Source organism: Acinetobacter pittii, assembly GCF_034067285.1.
Taxonomy (GTDB): Bacteria; Pseudomonadota; Gammaproteobacteria; order Pseudomonadales; family Moraxellaceae; genus Acinetobacter; species Acinetobacter pittii_E.
In genome coordinates, this window is the sequence record NZ_CP139286.1 from 1854458 (window position 1) to 1870653 (window position 16196).

General features: G+C 35.8%; 17 protein-coding genes. 4 read left to right on the plus strand and 13 right to left on the minus strand.

The features are described 5' to 3' along the window. Positions 1 to 77 precede the first annotated feature (77 nt). The gene (locus SOI81_RS08665) at positions 78 to 1217 is read left to right on the plus strand and encodes a transcriptional regulator (RefSeq protein ID WP_320540569.1); all 1140 of its coding nucleotides are present in this window, start codon (positions 78 to 80) and stop codon (positions 1215 to 1217) included. A 48-nt stretch (positions 1218 to 1265) separates the two neighbouring features. On the opposite strand, the gene SOI81_RS08670 is transcribed toward SOI81_RS08665, so the two are convergent. After that, a complete protein-coding gene (locus SOI81_RS08670; RefSeq protein WP_320540570.1) occupies positions 1266 to 2018 on the minus strand; it encodes an iron-containing redox enzyme family protein in 753 nt (250 codons plus the stop codon). Positions 2019 to 2338: 320 nt separating this feature from the next. Here SOI81_RS08670 and SOI81_RS08675 point away from each other — a divergent pair, with 320 nt between their 5' ends. Beyond that, positions 2339 to 3568 (plus strand): GGDEF domain-containing protein, encoded by a 1230-nt coding sequence (locus SOI81_RS08675; protein WP_016141107.1) that lies wholly within the window; start codon positions 2339 to 2341, stop codon positions 3566 to 3568. Between the two features lie 177 nt (positions 3569 to 3745). Here the strand turns inward: SOI81_RS08675 and SOI81_RS08680 are convergent, their stop codons facing one another. The 8 genes from SOI81_RS08680 to SOI81_RS08715 all read right to left on the minus strand — a co-directional run bounded on the left by SOI81_RS08680 (position 3746) and on the right by SOI81_RS08715 (position 11126). Then, positions 3746 to 4480 carry a hypothetical protein gene (locus SOI81_RS08680; protein ID WP_320540571.1) on the minus strand — a complete coding sequence of 245 codons (735 nt, stop codon included), beginning with the start codon at positions 4478 to 4480 and terminating at the stop codon, positions 3746 to 3748. Between the two features lie 332 nt (positions 4481 to 4812). Next, on the minus strand, positions 4813 to 5904 hold the full coding sequence (gene aroC / locus SOI81_RS08685) for a chorismate synthase (RefSeq protein ID WP_239969123.1): 1092 nt from the start codon (positions 5902 to 5904) through the stop codon (positions 4813 to 4815). A 12-nt stretch (positions 5905 to 5916) separates the two neighbouring features. After that, the gene (prmB, locus tag SOI81_RS08690) at positions 5917 to 6924 is read right to left on the minus strand and encodes a 50S ribosomal protein L3 N(5)-glutamine methyltransferase (protein ID WP_016141110.1); all 1008 of its coding nucleotides are present in this window, start codon (positions 6922 to 6924) and stop codon (positions 5917 to 5919) included. Between the two features lie 236 nt (positions 6925 to 7160). After that, positions 7161 to 8366, minus strand: coding sequence for a tryptophan synthase subunit beta (trpB, locus tag SOI81_RS08695; protein ID WP_320540572.1), 1206 nt, complete (start codon positions 8364 to 8366; stop codon positions 7161 to 7163). 36 nt (positions 8367 to 8402) lie between these two features. Continuing rightward, the gene (locus tag SOI81_RS08700; protein WP_320540573.1) at positions 8403 to 9590 is read right to left on the minus strand and encodes a vWA domain-containing protein; all 1188 of its coding nucleotides are present in this window, start codon (positions 9588 to 9590) and stop codon (positions 8403 to 8405) included. A gap of 15 nt (positions 9591 to 9605) precedes the next feature. Continuing rightward, positions 9606 to 10457 (minus strand): MoxR family ATPase, encoded by an 852-nt coding sequence (locus SOI81_RS08705; protein WP_320540574.1) that lies wholly within the window; start codon positions 10455 to 10457, stop codon positions 9606 to 9608. A gap of 29 nt (positions 10458 to 10486) precedes the next feature. Beyond that, positions 10487 to 10873, minus strand: a complete 387-nt coding sequence (locus SOI81_RS08710) for a hypothetical protein (protein WP_025470605.1) — start codon at positions 10871 to 10873, stop codon at positions 10487 to 10489. Beyond that, complete coding sequence (locus tag SOI81_RS08715) at positions 10866 to 11126, minus strand: YcgL domain-containing protein (protein WP_236698568.1); 261 nt, start codon at positions 11124 to 11126, stop codon at positions 10866 to 10868. The genes SOI81_RS08710 and SOI81_RS08715 overlap by 8 nt, the downstream gene beginning before the upstream one ends. Positions 11127 to 11641: 515 nt before the next feature. On the opposite strand from SOI81_RS08715, the gene SOI81_RS08720 reads away from it, so the two are divergent. After that, positions 11642 to 11806, plus strand: coding sequence for a hypothetical protein (locus SOI81_RS08720; RefSeq protein ID WP_016145178.1), 165 nt, complete (start codon positions 11642 to 11644; stop codon positions 11804 to 11806). A gap of 68 nt (positions 11807 to 11874) precedes the next feature. Here the strand turns inward: SOI81_RS08720 and SOI81_RS08725 are convergent, their stop codons facing one another. The 3 genes from SOI81_RS08725 to SOI81_RS08735 form a co-directional block, all read right to left on the minus strand. Beyond that, positions 11875 to 12210, minus strand: a complete 336-nt coding sequence (locus tag SOI81_RS08725) for a hypothetical protein (protein WP_031948238.1) — start codon at positions 12208 to 12210, stop codon at positions 11875 to 11877. Positions 12211 to 12389: 179 nt separating this feature from the next. Beyond that, on the minus strand, positions 12390 to 12656 hold the full coding sequence (locus SOI81_RS08730; protein ID WP_320540575.1) for a hypothetical protein: 267 nt from the start codon (positions 12654 to 12656) through the stop codon (positions 12390 to 12392). A gap of 97 nt (positions 12657 to 12753) precedes the next feature. Then, positions 12754 to 13605: a LysR family transcriptional regulator gene (locus SOI81_RS08735; RefSeq protein WP_320540576.1), complete on the minus strand. Its 852-nt coding sequence runs from the start codon at positions 13603 to 13605 to the stop codon at positions 12754 to 12756. A 121-nt stretch (positions 13606 to 13726) separates the two neighbouring features. Between SOI81_RS08735 and SOI81_RS08740 the strand changes: the two genes are divergently transcribed. After that, complete coding sequence (locus SOI81_RS08740) at positions 13727 to 14398, plus strand: FMN-dependent NADH-azoreductase (RefSeq protein ID WP_320540577.1); 672 nt, start codon at positions 13727 to 13729, stop codon at positions 14396 to 14398. A 454-nt stretch (positions 14399 to 14852) separates the two neighbouring features. On the opposite strand, the gene rnd is transcribed toward SOI81_RS08740, so the two are convergent. Beyond that, a complete protein-coding gene (gene rnd, locus SOI81_RS08745; protein ID WP_320138275.1) occupies positions 14853 to 15977 on the minus strand; it encodes a ribonuclease D in 1125 nt (374 codons plus the stop codon). Positions 15978 to 16196 lie beyond the last annotated feature (219 nt).

The window sequence follows — 16196 nt, forward strand, 5'->3', positions numbered from 1 at the left end:
GGAAATAGTCACAATAAAAAAGTTATAACAGTTGAGCGGCTACGGATACGCCATTTCAATGATAAAGGAATTTCGATATGGATATGTCAGAACAATTATCATCGCCTTTTATAGACACTACTCCGTCCTTATTTCGGCCGGGATCTTCATCCCATTCTCAAAAATTAGGAAAGAAACCATCTCTTGACCTTGATGCAGCCCCTATTTTTGATCTTAATGAAGAATGGGAACATTCATTATTTGGTCGTTCGATTCATGAGTGTCATCGCAATTTAATGCATATTGCCGAAGATGCCGATATGGCAATTGGTGTGACTGATCCTCATGGCACTCTACTTTGGACATGGAGTAGCCATCCAATGCGCTCATCGGCCGAGCAAGTACACTTTGTTGAAGGTGGTCAGTGGTCTACTCAGGCTGTAGGACAAAATGCAATAGGTTTAGCATTAAATACTCACTCACCGAACTGCGTTTACTCACATGAAAACCAGATGAATAGTGTCAGGGATTGGGTGTGTTATGCCGCACCGATTACCGATACACATACTGGTCAATTTTATGGGATTATGAATTTATCGACTAAATCTCATAAGCATAATTCTCTTGGTCTTTTAGCCGTTGAAAGATGTGCAGATATTGTGAAGCAAGCAATTCAGCTACATCAAAAAAATATTTTGTATATTAAGGCCTTTGGAACGCCCAAAGTTCAATATAACCAACACAGCCTTACATTGACTCAACGCCAGATTGAAATTCTATGCATTCTAACCCTCTGTCCCGAAGGGATTAATCTTGAAGAACTTCACTATGCGTTATACGGTGACCGGCCTGTAAGTACCACCACGTTAAAAGCAGAACTTTCTCAACTTAGAAATTTAATTCCAGGTGTCATTGAGTCACGGCCCTATCGACTTAACTGTGAAATTCAATGTGATTTTTTAATGGCAGAGCAAGCATTAAACCTTGGTTTCACATCGACCACCCTTACACTCTATAGAGGAAGTTTTTTATCTAAATCAGAAAGTCCATTTTTATGTGCATGGAGAGATTGCTTTGATGCTCGCTTGAGTCATGTGATTTATCAAATTGAAGATATTGACCAACTATTACGAGTAGTCAGCCGTGTTCCGGACCGTGTAGATGCTGTTGAACGTTTGCTTGAATTATTACCCGAAGAAACACCTTATCGAACTAAACTTTTAAAATTGCTTGAATAAAATAAAAGGGAGAATATCCATACGATATTCTCCCTTTTTTAAGTGAGATCAAGCAGAAGCCTGAAGCTGTACTTTATAGCAGTCGTCTAGGGCTAATTCATAATACCGTAGCCCTTCTTCGGCAGCATGAAATGCTTTTTGCTGCCAGTCAGGACGATCATTACATAAGCGCTTAATCAACTCCATAGCTTCATATGGATGAAGATCATCATAATGGGCATGAGCGCGCAGCCAAGCTAAAGAACGTTTATCAATCGTGACTTCAGGATGATTAGTATAGGTATGAATACCTTTATACACCTGAATTGACCAATCTCCAGTTGCCCATTCAATCGCCAAATTTGTTGCAGCAAGACATTCTGCCAAATTTCCACGATAACTCATATTCCATAGAAAATGGTTTACCGCATTCATTGCAGCCGGTGGGCGTACATGATCAAGCTCATCGACAGTTAAGCCAAAACCTCCAGCCCAATCGCGATACCATTTTAAGTGTCGCTCTTCTACCTTGATATTTTGGATTAACCAATCTCTTGCTTCTGTAACTCCAGGCTCAGAAAAACATGTTGCTTTGCCTAATGCTCCAGCCATATACGACGGGAAATGGGCGACTAATGGATAGAAATTAAGTAAAGCATAACGGAAACTATCTAGGCTCAATCCCCCATTGGCCATTTCCGTAAAAAACGGATGTTTACTCACCCGTTCTTTCGCTGGTAACAGGTCGTCCCAGAACCGTTGTGACCATTCATTATGCGGTGTAATTTCTAAATTCATTCCATATTGATTTAGAGCAGTCATTGCTAATTTTCCTATTTATATGACAGCAATCATCTGTATTTCACGCTATAAGTCTATCCGAAAATGATAAAGATACAATCGTTAATCGACCATTTGTAACTTTTTTCGATGGATTGTGGATCTTTAGATAATTGTTCCGCTAATCATTGAAATGTCGTGATTTTTATCACATTTAACATAGATAAAAATCATTACTTTTTTAAAAAAACTGTATTATTATTTTCTATAAACCACACATTATATAATCAATATTTTTAGATGGAACTTTACTTAAAATAAGTCTCATTTTATGACAACTTCCAATATAGAGAGCATTAATTATGAAGTTGCAGGGTTCCAATATATTGGGACAGGAACAAATAGATTTATTAACCACGCGAGGTTTAAATTTCGTATGGTTTCCAAAGCAGCTTGAAACGATTTATCGTTTTCAATACCAAAACGGTGCTGCCTATGAGTTCCGCTATAGAGCACCTATTATTTTAATATTATATATATTTTTAAGTTTTGGTATATATCAAGTATTGCCAACTGAGCAAGTTTTACCCTGGTTTAACTATTATTCTTGGGTCGGTGTAATTATTTTTATTGCTTGGATTTTATCATTTATTAAAAAATTAAATCAGTATTTTGATTATTATGTAGGAATTGGCTCAGCTTTAGCGGTAGCAATTACTTTTATTTTAATTAACGTTATAGAAAATGGACAAGAAAATGTTCTTTTTCATGCAGCGATGATGTATGCAATTGTCATTATTTATGGTGCTGTTGGTATGCGTTTCTATACCGCCATATTTGCTGGATGGATAGGAGGACTAGCTGGAATTTTAGTAAGTAACTACTTAAATGGTGTAATCGACTGGACTTTTCTGAACCGCACTTATACCTTTAGTAGTTTTCTAGGAATGACTCTCGCCTATGCAACTGACCGTCAGCACCGTGAAAACTATTTACAAAACTGCATGATCGAGCTAAACCGTATTGAGCTCATGCAACAAGCACAGCAACTTTCTTTACTTTCGCAGCAAGATGCACTTACAGGTTTAGCCAATCGCCGCTATTTAGATGAGACTCTTGATAATGAATGGCGACGCGCATTACGCCATGAAACTCCCCTTACCATCATGATGGTCGATATTGATTATTTTAAATCTTACAATGACACACTAGGACATATAAAAGGTGATGAATGTTTAAAAGAAATTGCAGTTGCAATTTCTTCTATTGCTGCTCGTAGTGGTGATTTAGTTGCTCGTTATGGTGGCGAAGAGTTCTTACTATTATTCCCAATGACAAATGCGCAGCAAGCTTTAATACAGGTCGAGCGTTTGATGAATGCAATTAGTAAGATTGCGATTAAGCATCCATGTAGTGATGTTTCACCCTATGTCACCATTAGCGTTGGAGTCGCAACCACAATTCCACGACTAAACGACTCAATTTCTGCTTTTGTTGCACGAGCTGACCATGCATTATATAAAGCAAAAACGAATGGACGTAATCAATATAAGATCGCTGTAAATGAAGAACAAATTGTAGATTTAACTTAAAGAGTCAAAATAATATTGAGAATATTTTTTGATTAATAAATATATAATTTACTGTTTTGCACTCCTTGATTCGATTCAAAATGATAAGTAATCAATATTAGCTTTTCCATCCGTGGCAAAAGCTAAAGATAATTTATAAAAAATTATCGAATTTAATTACTCTACTTTAGAAATACTTTAATTTATTAGAAATCCATTCTTCAACTTTCTCCAGATTTTATTAAAAAAGTAAAATAGAAGATTTTGTTGTATTCTTTGGGGTGTATTGGGAATAGTCTTATTTGAAAATGGTAATATTGAAACAATATTCTCATGTATTGTTTCATCGTTTGGATAGGCCTCTTTTCTAATAATTTCTATAATTTTTTGTATTTCATCTACAGATAAGTTCAAAAACTTCTTAATTTCTTGTGCTGTTTTTGATTCAATAGACAATAAAGCACAAACTCTAGTTACGTTAACAATCTGCTCCGCATGAATGTTTTTAAAGTTTGGATAACAAACAAGTTTATATAAAATTTTTGTTTCCTCAAATTCTTTAGAAGCTATATTTTTATTACTTGCTATACGCTCTTGATGAGTCTTTTGGAAATACTCGTTATTTTCCACTTCTTTCAATATATTCAAAAGTTCCTGATACCGTATTGGTCTCTTCAGCCCATATTGGTAACCTTTTAAAAGCTCAGGATTATTACTTAATACGATTTTAATTTTTTTAGGAATAAGGATATTGGTGTAGCCACTATCTAAATCAATAATATATATATCTGGGTTATCATCGCTATATATCCAGTTTTCACATAGCTGAGAAGATAAAGATAAGTCATGAATAACTTTTATCATTGCCTGTAAGTTTTTTGGCAATAGTTTATCCTTTGACATACAGCCAATTCTATATGTGCATTGATTCATTGATATTTCCCCAATTTCAATGATGACTTCAAAATAATTTGTTTAAAGTAATAAAATTTAAATATGTAATAAGTTTATATAGAAGCAGTTTAGTGAAATTAGCTTCTAGAAATAAATATAGATATTGAGTCCTCTCAGTAAATTAATGAAACTTTAATTCCCAATATTAAAAGATAAATATATTCAAAAATAAATCGCACGGCATTATATTTGTATAGGAATTATAAGACAAGAAATAATTTAAAATTTAACAAGTTCTAATCTAATAAAAATTAAAAGCCCCACATTTAGGTTAAATATAGGGCTTTATTTAATATAGTCAAAAATTATAACTATGGTTCAATTGGTGCAAATGGTGGAATTACATCTGCATTTTGGGCACGATGGCGCAAGAAATGGTCCATGAGGACAATAGCCAACATTGCTTCTGCAATTGGAGTCGCTCGTACACCTACGCATGGGTCGTGACGACCTTTAGTCAATACGTCAGTATCTTCACGATTTAAATTAATCGTTTTCCCTGGCGTTGTAATACTTGCAGTAGGCTTTAATGCAATAGCGACTCGAATGGTTTGACCACTTGAGATACCACCCAAAATACCGCCTGCATGGTTCGCCAAGAAGCCATTACTCGTCAACTCATCACGTGTTTCATGACCAAATTGCCCGGCAACTGCGAAACCGTCACCAATTTCTACCCCTTTAACCGCATTAATACTCATCATGGCATGAGCAATATCAGCATCAAGACGATCAAAAACAGGTTCACCCCAACCTACAGGAACTTTTTCAGCTAAAATTTCTAGCTTGGCACCACAGCTGGTACCTTGTTCACGCAAAGATGTCACTAGTGCTTCAAAACGGGGAACAGCATCGACATCACCACAGAAAAATGGATTATTCGGAACTTCATTCCAATCCAATTTTTCAGCAATTTCATTACCAATTTGGGTGACATGGCCGCGAATCGAAACGCCGAACTTTTCTGCTAAATATTTTTTAGCAATAGCACCCGCTGCAACACGCATAGCAGTTTCACGAGCACTAGAACGTCCACCACCGCGGTAATCACGGAAACCATACTTTTGTGTATAGGTGTAGTCCGCATGGCCCGGTCTAAAGGTTTGCGCGATATTGCCGTAATCTTTGGATTTCTGGTCAGTATTTCGAATGAGTAAACCGATTGGTGTACCCGTGGTTTTACCCTCAAACACACCAGAAATAATTTCAACTTGATCAGGCTCTTTGCGCTGAGTTGCAAATTTCGATGTACCTGGCTTACGGCGGTCTAGATCTTGTTGTAGATCTTCTTCGTTTAGCTCAAGACCAGGTGGCACGCCATCAACAATTGCCATGAGACCAACGCCATGAGACTCACCACATGTCGTTACACGAAAGAGTTGTCCAATACTGTTCCCTGCCATATGTACAACTCCTTATGCTTGTTGCTGTTCAAATAGTTTTCTATAACGACGACATTGTTCTGCGGTTAAAGCAAAAATGCCAGAACCACCTTTTTGGAAAGTAAGCCAGTTGAAATCAATAGTATTGAAGTTCTGACGCATAGCCCATTCAGAGTTACCAACTTCAATAACAATAAGACCATCTTCAGTTAAATAATCTGCTGCTTGAGCAAGCATTTTACGCACGAGGTCTAAACCATCTTGGCCTGCTGCCAAAGCAAGTTCAGGTTCATGTAAAAACTCTTCTGGTAAGTCAGCCATATCTTCGGCATCAACATACGGAGGATTACTTACAATCAAATCATACTGATTTTCAGCTGGAATCTTGGCAAATAAATCAGATTCAAGTAACGCAACTTGATATTGTTTATTGTGGTGTTCAACATTAATCGAAGCTACTTCTAAGGCTTCTTTAGAAATGTCTGTTGCATCCACTTCAGCATCTGGGTAAGCATAAGCTAAAGCTACAGCAATACAACCAGAGCCTGTACACATATCTAAAATACGTTGTGGTGTCTTAGGCTTTGCATTTTCTGGTAAGTTATTGAGAGCTTCGCGCATTTGACCATTTTCATCTAAGCAATAAGGTGCAAAACGTTGCTCAATTAACTCTGCAATTGGTGAACGTGGAATAAGTACACGCTCATCTACATAAAATGGCTTATTAAAGAAGTAAGCTAAATTTAATAAATAAGAAGTTGGAATACGATCATTAATACGACGTTCTAACAAACTTAAAAATTCTGCTTTTTCACTTGGTAATAACTTGGCATCTAGAATTTCTGCGTCTGCTGACCATTCAAGAGATAAGGTTTGTAAAACTAATGCAGAACTTTCTGCAAAATAATCTTCAGTACCTTGTCCTAAATGTGCATCATGTTGACGTAATGCTGATACCCCAAAACGAATAAAATCTCGAATTGTTGATAAATTTTCAGCAGCTTCCTGTAAATGTTCAGGGCTAATCGTCGGTCGCTCCACTTAGGCGTCTCCAAAGGCAAATTTTGCAAAGTGACTATTCTACTGAGTGATACCAAGCAACGCAACGCTTTGCCTTGTGAACCAGTGTTTTACACACCTATCTCTAACAATCACAGCTTAAAATTAGAATACTTTGTTTTAATTAAGAAATAATGAAGTTTTAAGTAGCCATAAATTTAATTTCTAAAATAAAAAAACGGTCTTTAAATATTGACCGCTTTTCGTCTTGAGTTGGCTTAAAGCTTAAGCTTCTCTGCTACATAATCAGAGTCTTTATCTCCACGTCCAGAGAGATTAACCACAATCATGGTTTCTTTCGACAGCTTTGGCGCTTCACGAATTGCCCAAGCGACTGCATGTGAACTTTCAAGTGCAGGAACAATGCCCTCAACACGAGATAAGGTCATAAAAGCATCCAAACATTCTTGGTCAGTTGCAGTGCTATATTCGACACGGCCTAAATCTTTTAAGAAACTATGTTGTGGCCCAACACCCGGATAGTCCAATCCTGAAGCAATAGAATGCACAGGTAACGGTTCACCAGCTTCATTTTCAAGCACGTAACACGCCATACCATGAATTTGGCTTGGCTTACCTAAAGTTAGCGTTGCTGAATGCATATTGGTCTCTAAACCATGTCCAGCTGGTTCAATCCCGACTAATTTCACATCCGAATCATTTAAAAATGCGGTAAAAGCGCCAATCGCATTTGAACCGCCCCCTACACATGCCACCACATAATCCGGATTTTTTCCAAAACGATGATGTGTCTGCTCTTTAATTTCATTACCAATAATCGATTGAAAATCTCGAACCATTTTTGGAAATGGATGTGGTCCAACTACAGAACCAATTGCATATATAAAGTTTTTAGGATCTTTTAAATATTCTTCAAATGCACTATCTACGGCATCTTTTAAAGTTGCTGTACCACGTGTAACTGCTACCAAACGAGCACCCAAAATTTTCATTTTGACCACATTAGGATGCTCTTTTTCAATATCGACTTGTCCCATGTGGATTTCACATGGAATACCCACTAAAGCACAAGCCGTTGCTAAAGCGACCCCATGCTGACCCGCACCTGTTTCAGCAATAACCTTCTTTTTGCCCATATATTTAGCAAGTAAGGCCTCACCCAAGCAGTGATTAATTTTGTGGGCACCTGTGTGATTTAAATCTTCACGCTTTAAATAAATTTGCGCACCGCCTAACTGTTCTGACAGACGCTTAGCATGAAATAAAGGACTTGGACGGCCTACATAATTTGAAAAAAGATCTGATAGTTCATTTTGAAATTCCGCTGTATGGCGGATTTCTTCATAAGCAACATTAATTTCATCCATTGCTTCTTTTAAATGTGGCGGAATGAATTGACCGCCATATTCACCAAAGAATCCCTGTTCATTCGGTAAAGCAATACCATTAATTTGATGTTGCATATCATCCTCTTTTTTAAATTATTAAAGTTATCAAGTTTATCGAGAAAGGTAGCGCGTTAAATCCTCAATGCCTTTTAGCGTCATTGGATACATATGATTTTCAAAAATCTCTTTAATCCAACCAATTGTTTGAGTGTAATGCCAATACCCTTCCGTTTCAGGGTTTAACCACGCTGTTTTATCAAAATGCTGACGTAGGCGACGTAACCAAACCTCACCTGTTTCATCATTCATATATTCAACCGAGCCACCCACCGATTTCAACTCATACGGTGCCATACTGGCATCACCTACGACAATTACACGATAGTCACGTCCATAGGTATGAAACAAATCCCACGTATTCATGCGGGTCGCAGTTCTTCGGTAATTATCTTTCCAGACATAGTCATAAAGACAGTTGTGGAAATAAAAGTATTCGAGTGTCTTAAACTCACTTTTAGCAGCACTAAAGAGTTTTTCACATTGAGCAATATGAGCATCCATTGAACCGCCCACATCAAACAACATGAGTACTTTGATTCGATTACGACGCTCTGGCACCATCTGAACATCCAAAATACCTTGTTTGGCTGTTTCTCGAATAGTTCCGTCAACATCTAACTCTTCAGCTGCGCCTTGGCGAGCAAATTTGCGTAAACGTCGTAAAGCAATTTGCATCTGACGAGTTCCAAGAACTTGGTCGTCATCTAGATTTTGGTATTTCCGCTGTTCCCAGACTTTAACCGCAGAACGTTTACGGCCTGGTCCACCAATGCGTACGCCTTCAGGATGGTCACCAAAGGCTCCAAAAGGTGAAGTTCCACCTGTGCCAACCATACGGTTGCCACCTTGGTGTTTCTTATGCTGTTCGCGTAACCGCTCTTCCAGCATTTTCATCAGTTCTTCTAAGGAACCTGCTTTTTCGAGTTCAGCTCTTTGCTCTGGTGTTAAATGCTTTTCGAGAAGTTCTAAATCGAACCAGTCTTTTGGTAATTTATGAACTTGCTTGAGTAACTCATCCAGATCAAAAGTTTCAATGCCATCAAAGTAATCTTTCATGGCACGATCAAACTTATCAAAAAAGCGCTCATCTTTAACTAAAATAGTTTTAGCAAGCTGATAAAACTCTTCTTGATCGGCAAAAACTAAGCCTTCACTCACTGCACGGTTTAAATCAATGAGTTCACGAGTCGTAACTGGAACACCATATTTACGTAAGGTGTAAAATAACCGCACAAACATGGGTTACTCCCTCCCTTAACGTCGAGACATGAAAGCCAAGCGTTCGAGAAGTTGCACATCCTGCTCGTTTTTGATGAGAGCACCATATAAAGGTGGAATCGCTTTAGATGTATCTCGATTGCGTAATACATCTTCTGGCATATCATCTGCCATGAGTAAACTTAACCAATCAATTAACTCAGAAGTCGATGGCGGTTTCTTCAAATTAGGAATTTCACGGAGTTTAAAGAATACCTGTAAAGCTTCGTTCACCAATGTTGCAGAGATATTGGGGAAATGAACCGCAATGATTTCTCGCATGGTCGCTTCATCTGGAAACTCAATGTAGTGGAAGAAACAACGACGCAAGAAAGCATCGGGTAATTCTTTTTCATTATTCGAAGTAATAATTACAATTGGGCGCTGTGTTGCGGTAATTGTTTCATTGGTTTCATAAACATAAAAAGACATTTTATCGAGTTCATGCAGCAAGTCATTTGGAAACTCGATATCAGCTTTATCAATTTCATCAATTAACAAAACACAACGCTCTTCACTCGTGAAAGCTTCCCACAATTTACCGGGTTTAATATAGTTCTTAATATCGTAAACTCGATCATCACCTAACTGGCTGTCTCTTAAACGAGAAACCGCATCATATTCATACAACCCTTGCTGCGCTTTGGTTGTTGATTTGATATGCCAAGTAATCAATTTTAATCCCAAGCTTTCTGCTACTTGTTCAGCAAGTAAAGTTTTCCCCGTGCCCGGTTCACCCTTAACCAGTAAAGGTTTTTGCAAAGCACGAGCTGCTTTTACAGCGAGCTTAAGACTATCAGTCGCGATATATTGATCTGTACCAGTAAAATGTTGGGTATCAGCAGACATGTAAAGACCTTATTTTTCTATTTCAATGGTTAGATGGAACGCATGTTTTTGTTTGTTGAATATTTTGACCAACAATATCCAATCACCAAACCTAGACCAACGACAAACAGAATTAAAGATAAATTCGACCAAATTAACGGACTATCTTTAGTTAAAACACCAAAAAGAAGTCCAAAAATAGCAGGTGCCACAGATGCATTCGGCCCTTCAGACACGGTTGGTGTGACTAAAATAGCAAAAACGACAAGCCAGCTAATTGCACCAAGAGTTGTAGGAAGACGGCGCATTAATCGCCACCAACACCACAAAGCAATAATAGCGCCTATTCCATAAGCTGTTAAAGCAATAACACCTTCAGGAATAACATCCAAAAAAGAAAATAATTGATTCATTATTCCAGTTTGATCTTCACGCACCACGTAAGCCCTCTGGTTCAACTGCATTCGGGTTAATTAACCCTTCTGGCGGCATCTGAATAAAGAAACCTTTTGTTTGTAATGAGTCTAAAACATGTAAAACATTAACACGCGCCAATTTACGTGTTGGAGCCAACTCTAAATGCATGACAAACGTTGCACGACCAAACGCTTGTAAAACAGCTTCAGGAACATTTTCAAACGGATCAGCTTGCTCCGCATCGTCAGGATAGTTTGGACGAGCAATATACATGTACATTTCATCTTTTTTGCTCGATCTATAAATATCACAGTGCATTTCAAATCAACTCTTGAACTAAGGACAGCATACATGAAAAAAAACGACACACACACGCAGGTTTGTTTACGCATCAGTCGTTTTTTTAATTCTTGAGAAATATTAACCTACAACATTGATTAAGGTCGATAATAACTTTGTTCTAAACAGGGATTAGATTTTACAAAAACAATTTAACCTATTGATTTTAAATATTAAAATATAAAATCTATTTTACTAAAATAAAACCAGTTTTAGGACTTATAAAAAGTATTCATTATCAAATACTTCTTTATTGGTAAATTTTTAAATTACTATTTAGATGTTTGAAAAATATATTATTAAATTTATTCGCCCCTTATAGAGACACATACATTTAATTAAAACTTTTAACCACTTCACTACACATCACCAGACGTTACTTAACTTAGTTATTATCTGAATATGTTTCAATAATAAGTATCTTGTTCATAGATATGGAGGACAAAATTATGCCTCGTGGTGATAAAAGTGCTTATACAGCAAAACAAAAACGTCAGGCCAAACATATTGTTGAAAGTGAAGTAGATAGAGGTCATTCTCAAGAAGAAGCCGAACGAATTGCATGGTCTACCGTCAATAAACAAGATGGTGGCGGTAAGAAAAAGTCTCACTAAAACAAACATTAAATACTTCTTTAGCTTTGGCTAAAGAAGTATTTTCATCAAAAATAAATCAATAATGTTTAGAAAACTCGAGAGCTTTTTATATAGTCATTGCTTACCAGATTTAAAGCATTCAAAATAGCGCTATCATCTTGGCTCAATAAAGCTTGGTTAAGGCTTTCCATATAGGCAATAAGCTTAGTTTTAGAGGTATGAGCAAATTCGGTTGTTACAGCTTCATCTTCATATAATATTACGTAACTACGTGCGAAACCGTAGATTAGGTAAACTGCTGCTTTTTCTTTTGTATCTTTAGATTCTTTAAGAGACTGCTCACAAGCATTTTTTAAATCCTTAAATGCATCTGTACCAGTAGATTGATTTTTGAAAGATAAAAGTATTGTTTGGAAGTTCATATCCATATTCCACTCAAAAAGTAAAGCTACAGAAGAAGATAGAACCTGTCAAATAATATCTTGATTAATATAATTTTAATTGTAAATAAATTTATATTTAACTTCTTTTAGCTCACGATAAATCATGTAATAAAAAAACCACTCTTTTTTAAGGGTGGTTTAGTTAAAACAATCAATAATTAGAAGCTTATTTCAATTGTGATGGTGGTACCTGAATGTTCAATATCAGTTGAGACATTAAACCCTCTACTTTTAAGCTCCTCTTCCACCAATGTAAGATGATCAGGACTTATAGCATCAACAGGAAACCAGAAAGTTGTTTTTCGCTTCCCCTCCTTAGATTCAGACTCAGTACCAGTTAAAATTTTTTCCAATATGACGTCTTGATTTATTTTAAAGTTTTTAGCGTTTTGACGAGCTTGTTCAGCATTAAAGTTATTAAGCATATTTATCTCTCTAATTATTAATTTATCTAATTTTATAACATAAAAAGGCTATATAAGTTTTAGTGTTGTGTAGTTAAAACCAATCAAAGATATAAGTTTATTGATTGAATAAATGTTCTACCCAATCGATAAATTTTCTAGCATTTCTATTTTTAAAATCTTCCCTATTTGGAATGTAGTAACACAGCTCTGATTGAATGGGTTTAGTTTCGAATTCCTGCAAAAGATTGGCTTTAACAAACCTATGGGTCAGTATAGCAGAACAAAATACTAACCCATTGGCAGATAAAGCCTCGTGTATCCCAAAAATCTCCTGATCAAACTTCTTAATAGTTACCCTCTTTTGGTCCCATCCATTCACCTCAAGCCAGCTCTCTAATGGTGGACTTGGTAATCCTTTATTTTTCCATTCTGTGGTGAATAAAGTTATTGGCTCACTCGTATCTTTGGACAGAGCGAGTTTAGATACGCCAAATACATTAAAAGACTCATATTTAAGGACATCTTTAGAAGGTACTGAAGATACATCACCATATCGAATAGGTAATGTATATAAGTGATTGTCTAAAGTTTCACCCGTAGAAAATTCCACTGAGATATCGGGATGCAATTGATAAAATTCATTTATTGAAGGAATTAATACCATTGCAGCGAGTGAGGACGTACTCGCCACTCTCACTACGTTTCCATTTACCGTTATTTCATCTAAGGCATCTTCAATTTTACGAAATCCTTCGGAAATTGCACCAGCCAGTCTTTCTCCTGTTGTTGTAAGCGTTATTTTTCTTACTTGTCGGTGAAATAAATCAACATTTAATCTGCTTTCTAGATTTGTAACATGATGCGAAATTGCAGTTGGTGTGAGCGAAAGTTCTTCAGCGGCTAACTTAAAACTACCCAATCGAGCTGCTGATTCAAATGCTTTAAGGGCCTGCAAAGAAACTTGCATACTTTCTCCCAATAATACTTATAGGTGAACCAAACTCATCTATAAATGTAATTTTCTCGTTTGTCTACTTATCTTTTAAAACTCAAAATAAATTAAATCTTAATCTTTTATGGAACTAACGATGAGTAAAATATTACATATAGATGCTAGTGTAAGAGCTGCGATTAACCCTAATCCTAATCATAATTCGATTTCTAAAAATATTGCTACTCGATTGATCAATTCATGGAAAAAACAGCTGCCTATAGATGAATATATCTATCGTGATGTGGGAATGAATCCTCCACCATTTATTACTCAAGAATGGATCGCTGCCGTATTCACCCCTGAAGCTAACAGAACACAAGCTCAACACGATGTTTTATCTATATCAGATCAATTAATAGCAGAAGTTTCAAATTCAGACATCCTTGTAATTTCTTCACCTATGTACAATTACGGTATGCCTGCTCAGCTTAAAGCATGGTTTGATCAAATTATTCGGATTAATAAAACTTTTGATTTTGACCTTGCTCGAGGAGACTTTCCTTTACAACCTCTTTTGTCTGGTAAAACATTAATTATTATCACTTCGAGCGGAGAGTTTGGTTTTGAGGAGGATGGTATCAGAAACAACATGAGTCATCTTTTACCTCATATTCGTACACTCAGTAAATATTTAGGTGTAGAGAAAATCTATGAAATTACCTCTGAATATCAAGAGTTTGGTGATCATCGGTATATATCGTCACTAGAAAATGCTTATCACAAAGCTGAAAAAGTTGTGTCCGAAATTGCTCATTCATTTACGTAGAATTTAGAGAATATTAATACTTAAATTTTAAAATTAAGTTAGATTAATATTAGACCAATAAAAATAAATAAGCCTACCCTATTGGGTAGGCTTTTTATTTCTGCACCGAAACAAACTTATAGTTATATATTATATATGTTGAAATTGTTTTTCTTAAAACTAAGAATATACAGACCTGTATGTTTAAGCAATTGAATTTTTCTCACTGTATAAGTTAATTTATTTCATTATTGGAATTTTAAATTGTTTTCCCTTTATTATATTGTTTTATGAATTTTATAAGGTAAAATAATTATTTAGATAATCTACAGAAAACTCATTTTTATAATTTTAATATTTAATTAAGTTATTTTTAAATAAGATCTCATTAATTAAAATCTTAATGTATTGGCCATTTATTGAATAAAAAGGCCCATCACATGATGAGCCTTTTAAATTTAAATAGAGTTGGATATTAAATCGATAGACTTTGTTTTTCTTCTTGAAACAATTGGATTAATGGTTGGGTTAACAACTCATAACGCCAACCTAATAAATAATCAGGTAAATCTTGTTCATCACCTTGCGAAAGAACATGTTGATGAATAGCATTTAACCATTTTTTTCTCAGCAATACTTCTTTGGGAATAGAAGTTTCATTTATTGCATGAGCAAGCACCATATCCATTTTATGTAAAGTCTCTTTAGACGTTACTTTAAAAGGTTTTGCAATTTTCGTTGGCCACTGACTTTCGATAGGTAGATCTTTAAGTAATTCTAAAATAGTTTTGCCATATTCACGAACCACATTTGGACGAATATCCTTCACTTGCGAAAGTTGAAAGCTATTACGCGGGTTCTTTTCAACCATATCAATCATAGTTGAGTTTCTAAGAATAAAACTACGTGGCTGGTTTGTTGCTTTTACAATATATTCGCGCCACTCACTTAAATTTTGTAACTGCATTAGCTGACGACGTGAGTGACGATAATTGCCGACATCGGTATAGAGTAATTCTGTCGGAGTTTCACTAATAATTTCTTTAGTTAAGCTACTACAATCCTCAAGAACATAGTCATAAAGCCCTTTTTGCTTGAGCTGTTCTTGAATATGATGAGCTAACTTCATTAGATATAAAACATCATTAGCTGCATAACAAAGTTGCTGAGGCGATAGAGGTCGAGCTAACCAATCAGATCTTGTTTGATCTTTTTCAATGTCAATATCAAGGCAAAGTTTTAAAGCACCTTGGTAACTCACTTGCAAGCCATGGCCTAAGAAAGAAAGCCCTACCTGAGTGTCAAACACTTTAAGCAAATCTTCTTGATCTGCATAATGGTAAATTAAGTCGATGTCCTCTCCACATGCATGAAAAATATTTTGCTGTGCGAGAAAGATCTTTTTCCAAAACTGACTTAGATCTAATGAAACACCATCCAACAGATAGACATTGCCATTTACATTGACTTGGCATACTCCAAGTTTCGGCCAGAGTGTGTCAACCTTAATAAATTCTGTATCAAGTCCATATATTGAACATTGATCCATTTTTTGAAGAACATCAACCAATTCGGTTTGCTGTTGGATAAACTGAAACATGCTTTCTCAAGTAAATGCAAAGAGTGCTTTAAACTCTGGTATATATAACATAGAAGCAGAAAAATGCCACTTAAACCTTTATGAATACTCTATTTTTGAACAATTTTTCGAAAATAGATAATTTTTTGAGCTTTTATTTATATTTTTAAATTTATCTCCAAATACCCCTTCTATAAAATTTATAAGATCTTTTTCATGCTTATATTCATATTCTATTTA

Bases quoted from the DNA above. Each gene is read 5' to 3' on its own strand.
- SOI81_RS08665 (WP_320540569.1), top strand. From the start codon at position 78: ATGGATATGTCAGAACAATTATCATCGCCTTTTATAGACACTACTCCG.
- SOI81_RS08670 (WP_320540570.1), bottom strand. From the start codon at position 2,018: ATGACTGCTCTAAATCAATATGGAATGAATTTAGAAATTACACCGCAT.
- SOI81_RS08675 (WP_016141107.1), top strand. From the start codon at position 2,339: ATGAAGTTGCAGGGTTCCAATATATTGGGACAGGAACAAATAGATTTA.
- SOI81_RS08680 (WP_320540571.1), bottom strand. From the start codon at position 4,480: ATGAATCAATGCACATATAGAATTGGCTGTATGTCAAAGGATAAACTA.
- aroC (WP_239969123.1), bottom strand. From the start codon at position 5,904: ATGGCAGGGAACAGTATTGGACAACTCTTTCGTGTAACGACATGTGGT.
- trpB (WP_320540572.1), bottom strand. From the start codon at position 8,366: ATGCAACATCAAATTAATGGTATTGCTTTACCGAATGAACAGGGATTC.
- SOI81_RS08700 (WP_320540573.1), bottom strand. From the start codon at position 9,590: ATGTTTGTGCGGTTATTTTACACCTTACGTAAATATGGTGTTCCAGTT.
- SOI81_RS08705 (WP_320540574.1), bottom strand. From the start codon at position 10,457: ATGTCTGCTGATACCCAACATTTTACTGGTACAGATCAATATATCGCG.
- SOI81_RS08715 (WP_236698568.1), bottom strand. From the start codon at position 11,126: ATGTATATTGCTCGTCCAAACTATCCTGACGATGCGGAGCAAGCTGAT.
- SOI81_RS08720 (WP_016145178.1), top strand. From the start codon at position 11,642: ATGCCTCGTGGTGATAAAAGTGCTTATACAGCAAAACAAAAACGTCAG.
- SOI81_RS08725 (WP_031948238.1), bottom strand. From the start codon at position 12,210: ATGAACTTCCAAACAATACTTTTATCTTTCAAAAATCAATCTACTGGT.
- SOI81_RS08730 (WP_320540575.1), bottom strand. From the start codon at position 12,656: ATGCTTAATAACTTTAATGCTGAACAAGCTCGTCAAAACGCTAAAAAC.
- SOI81_RS08735 (WP_320540576.1), bottom strand. From the start codon at position 13,605: ATGCAAGTTTCTTTGCAGGCCCTTAAAGCATTTGAATCAGCAGCTCGA.
- SOI81_RS08740 (WP_320540577.1), top strand. From the start codon at position 13,727: ATGAGTAAAATATTACATATAGATGCTAGTGTAAGAGCTGCGATTAAC.
- rnd (WP_320138275.1), bottom strand. From the start codon at position 15,977: ATGTTTCAGTTTATCCAACAGCAAACCGAATTGGTTGATGTTCTTCAA.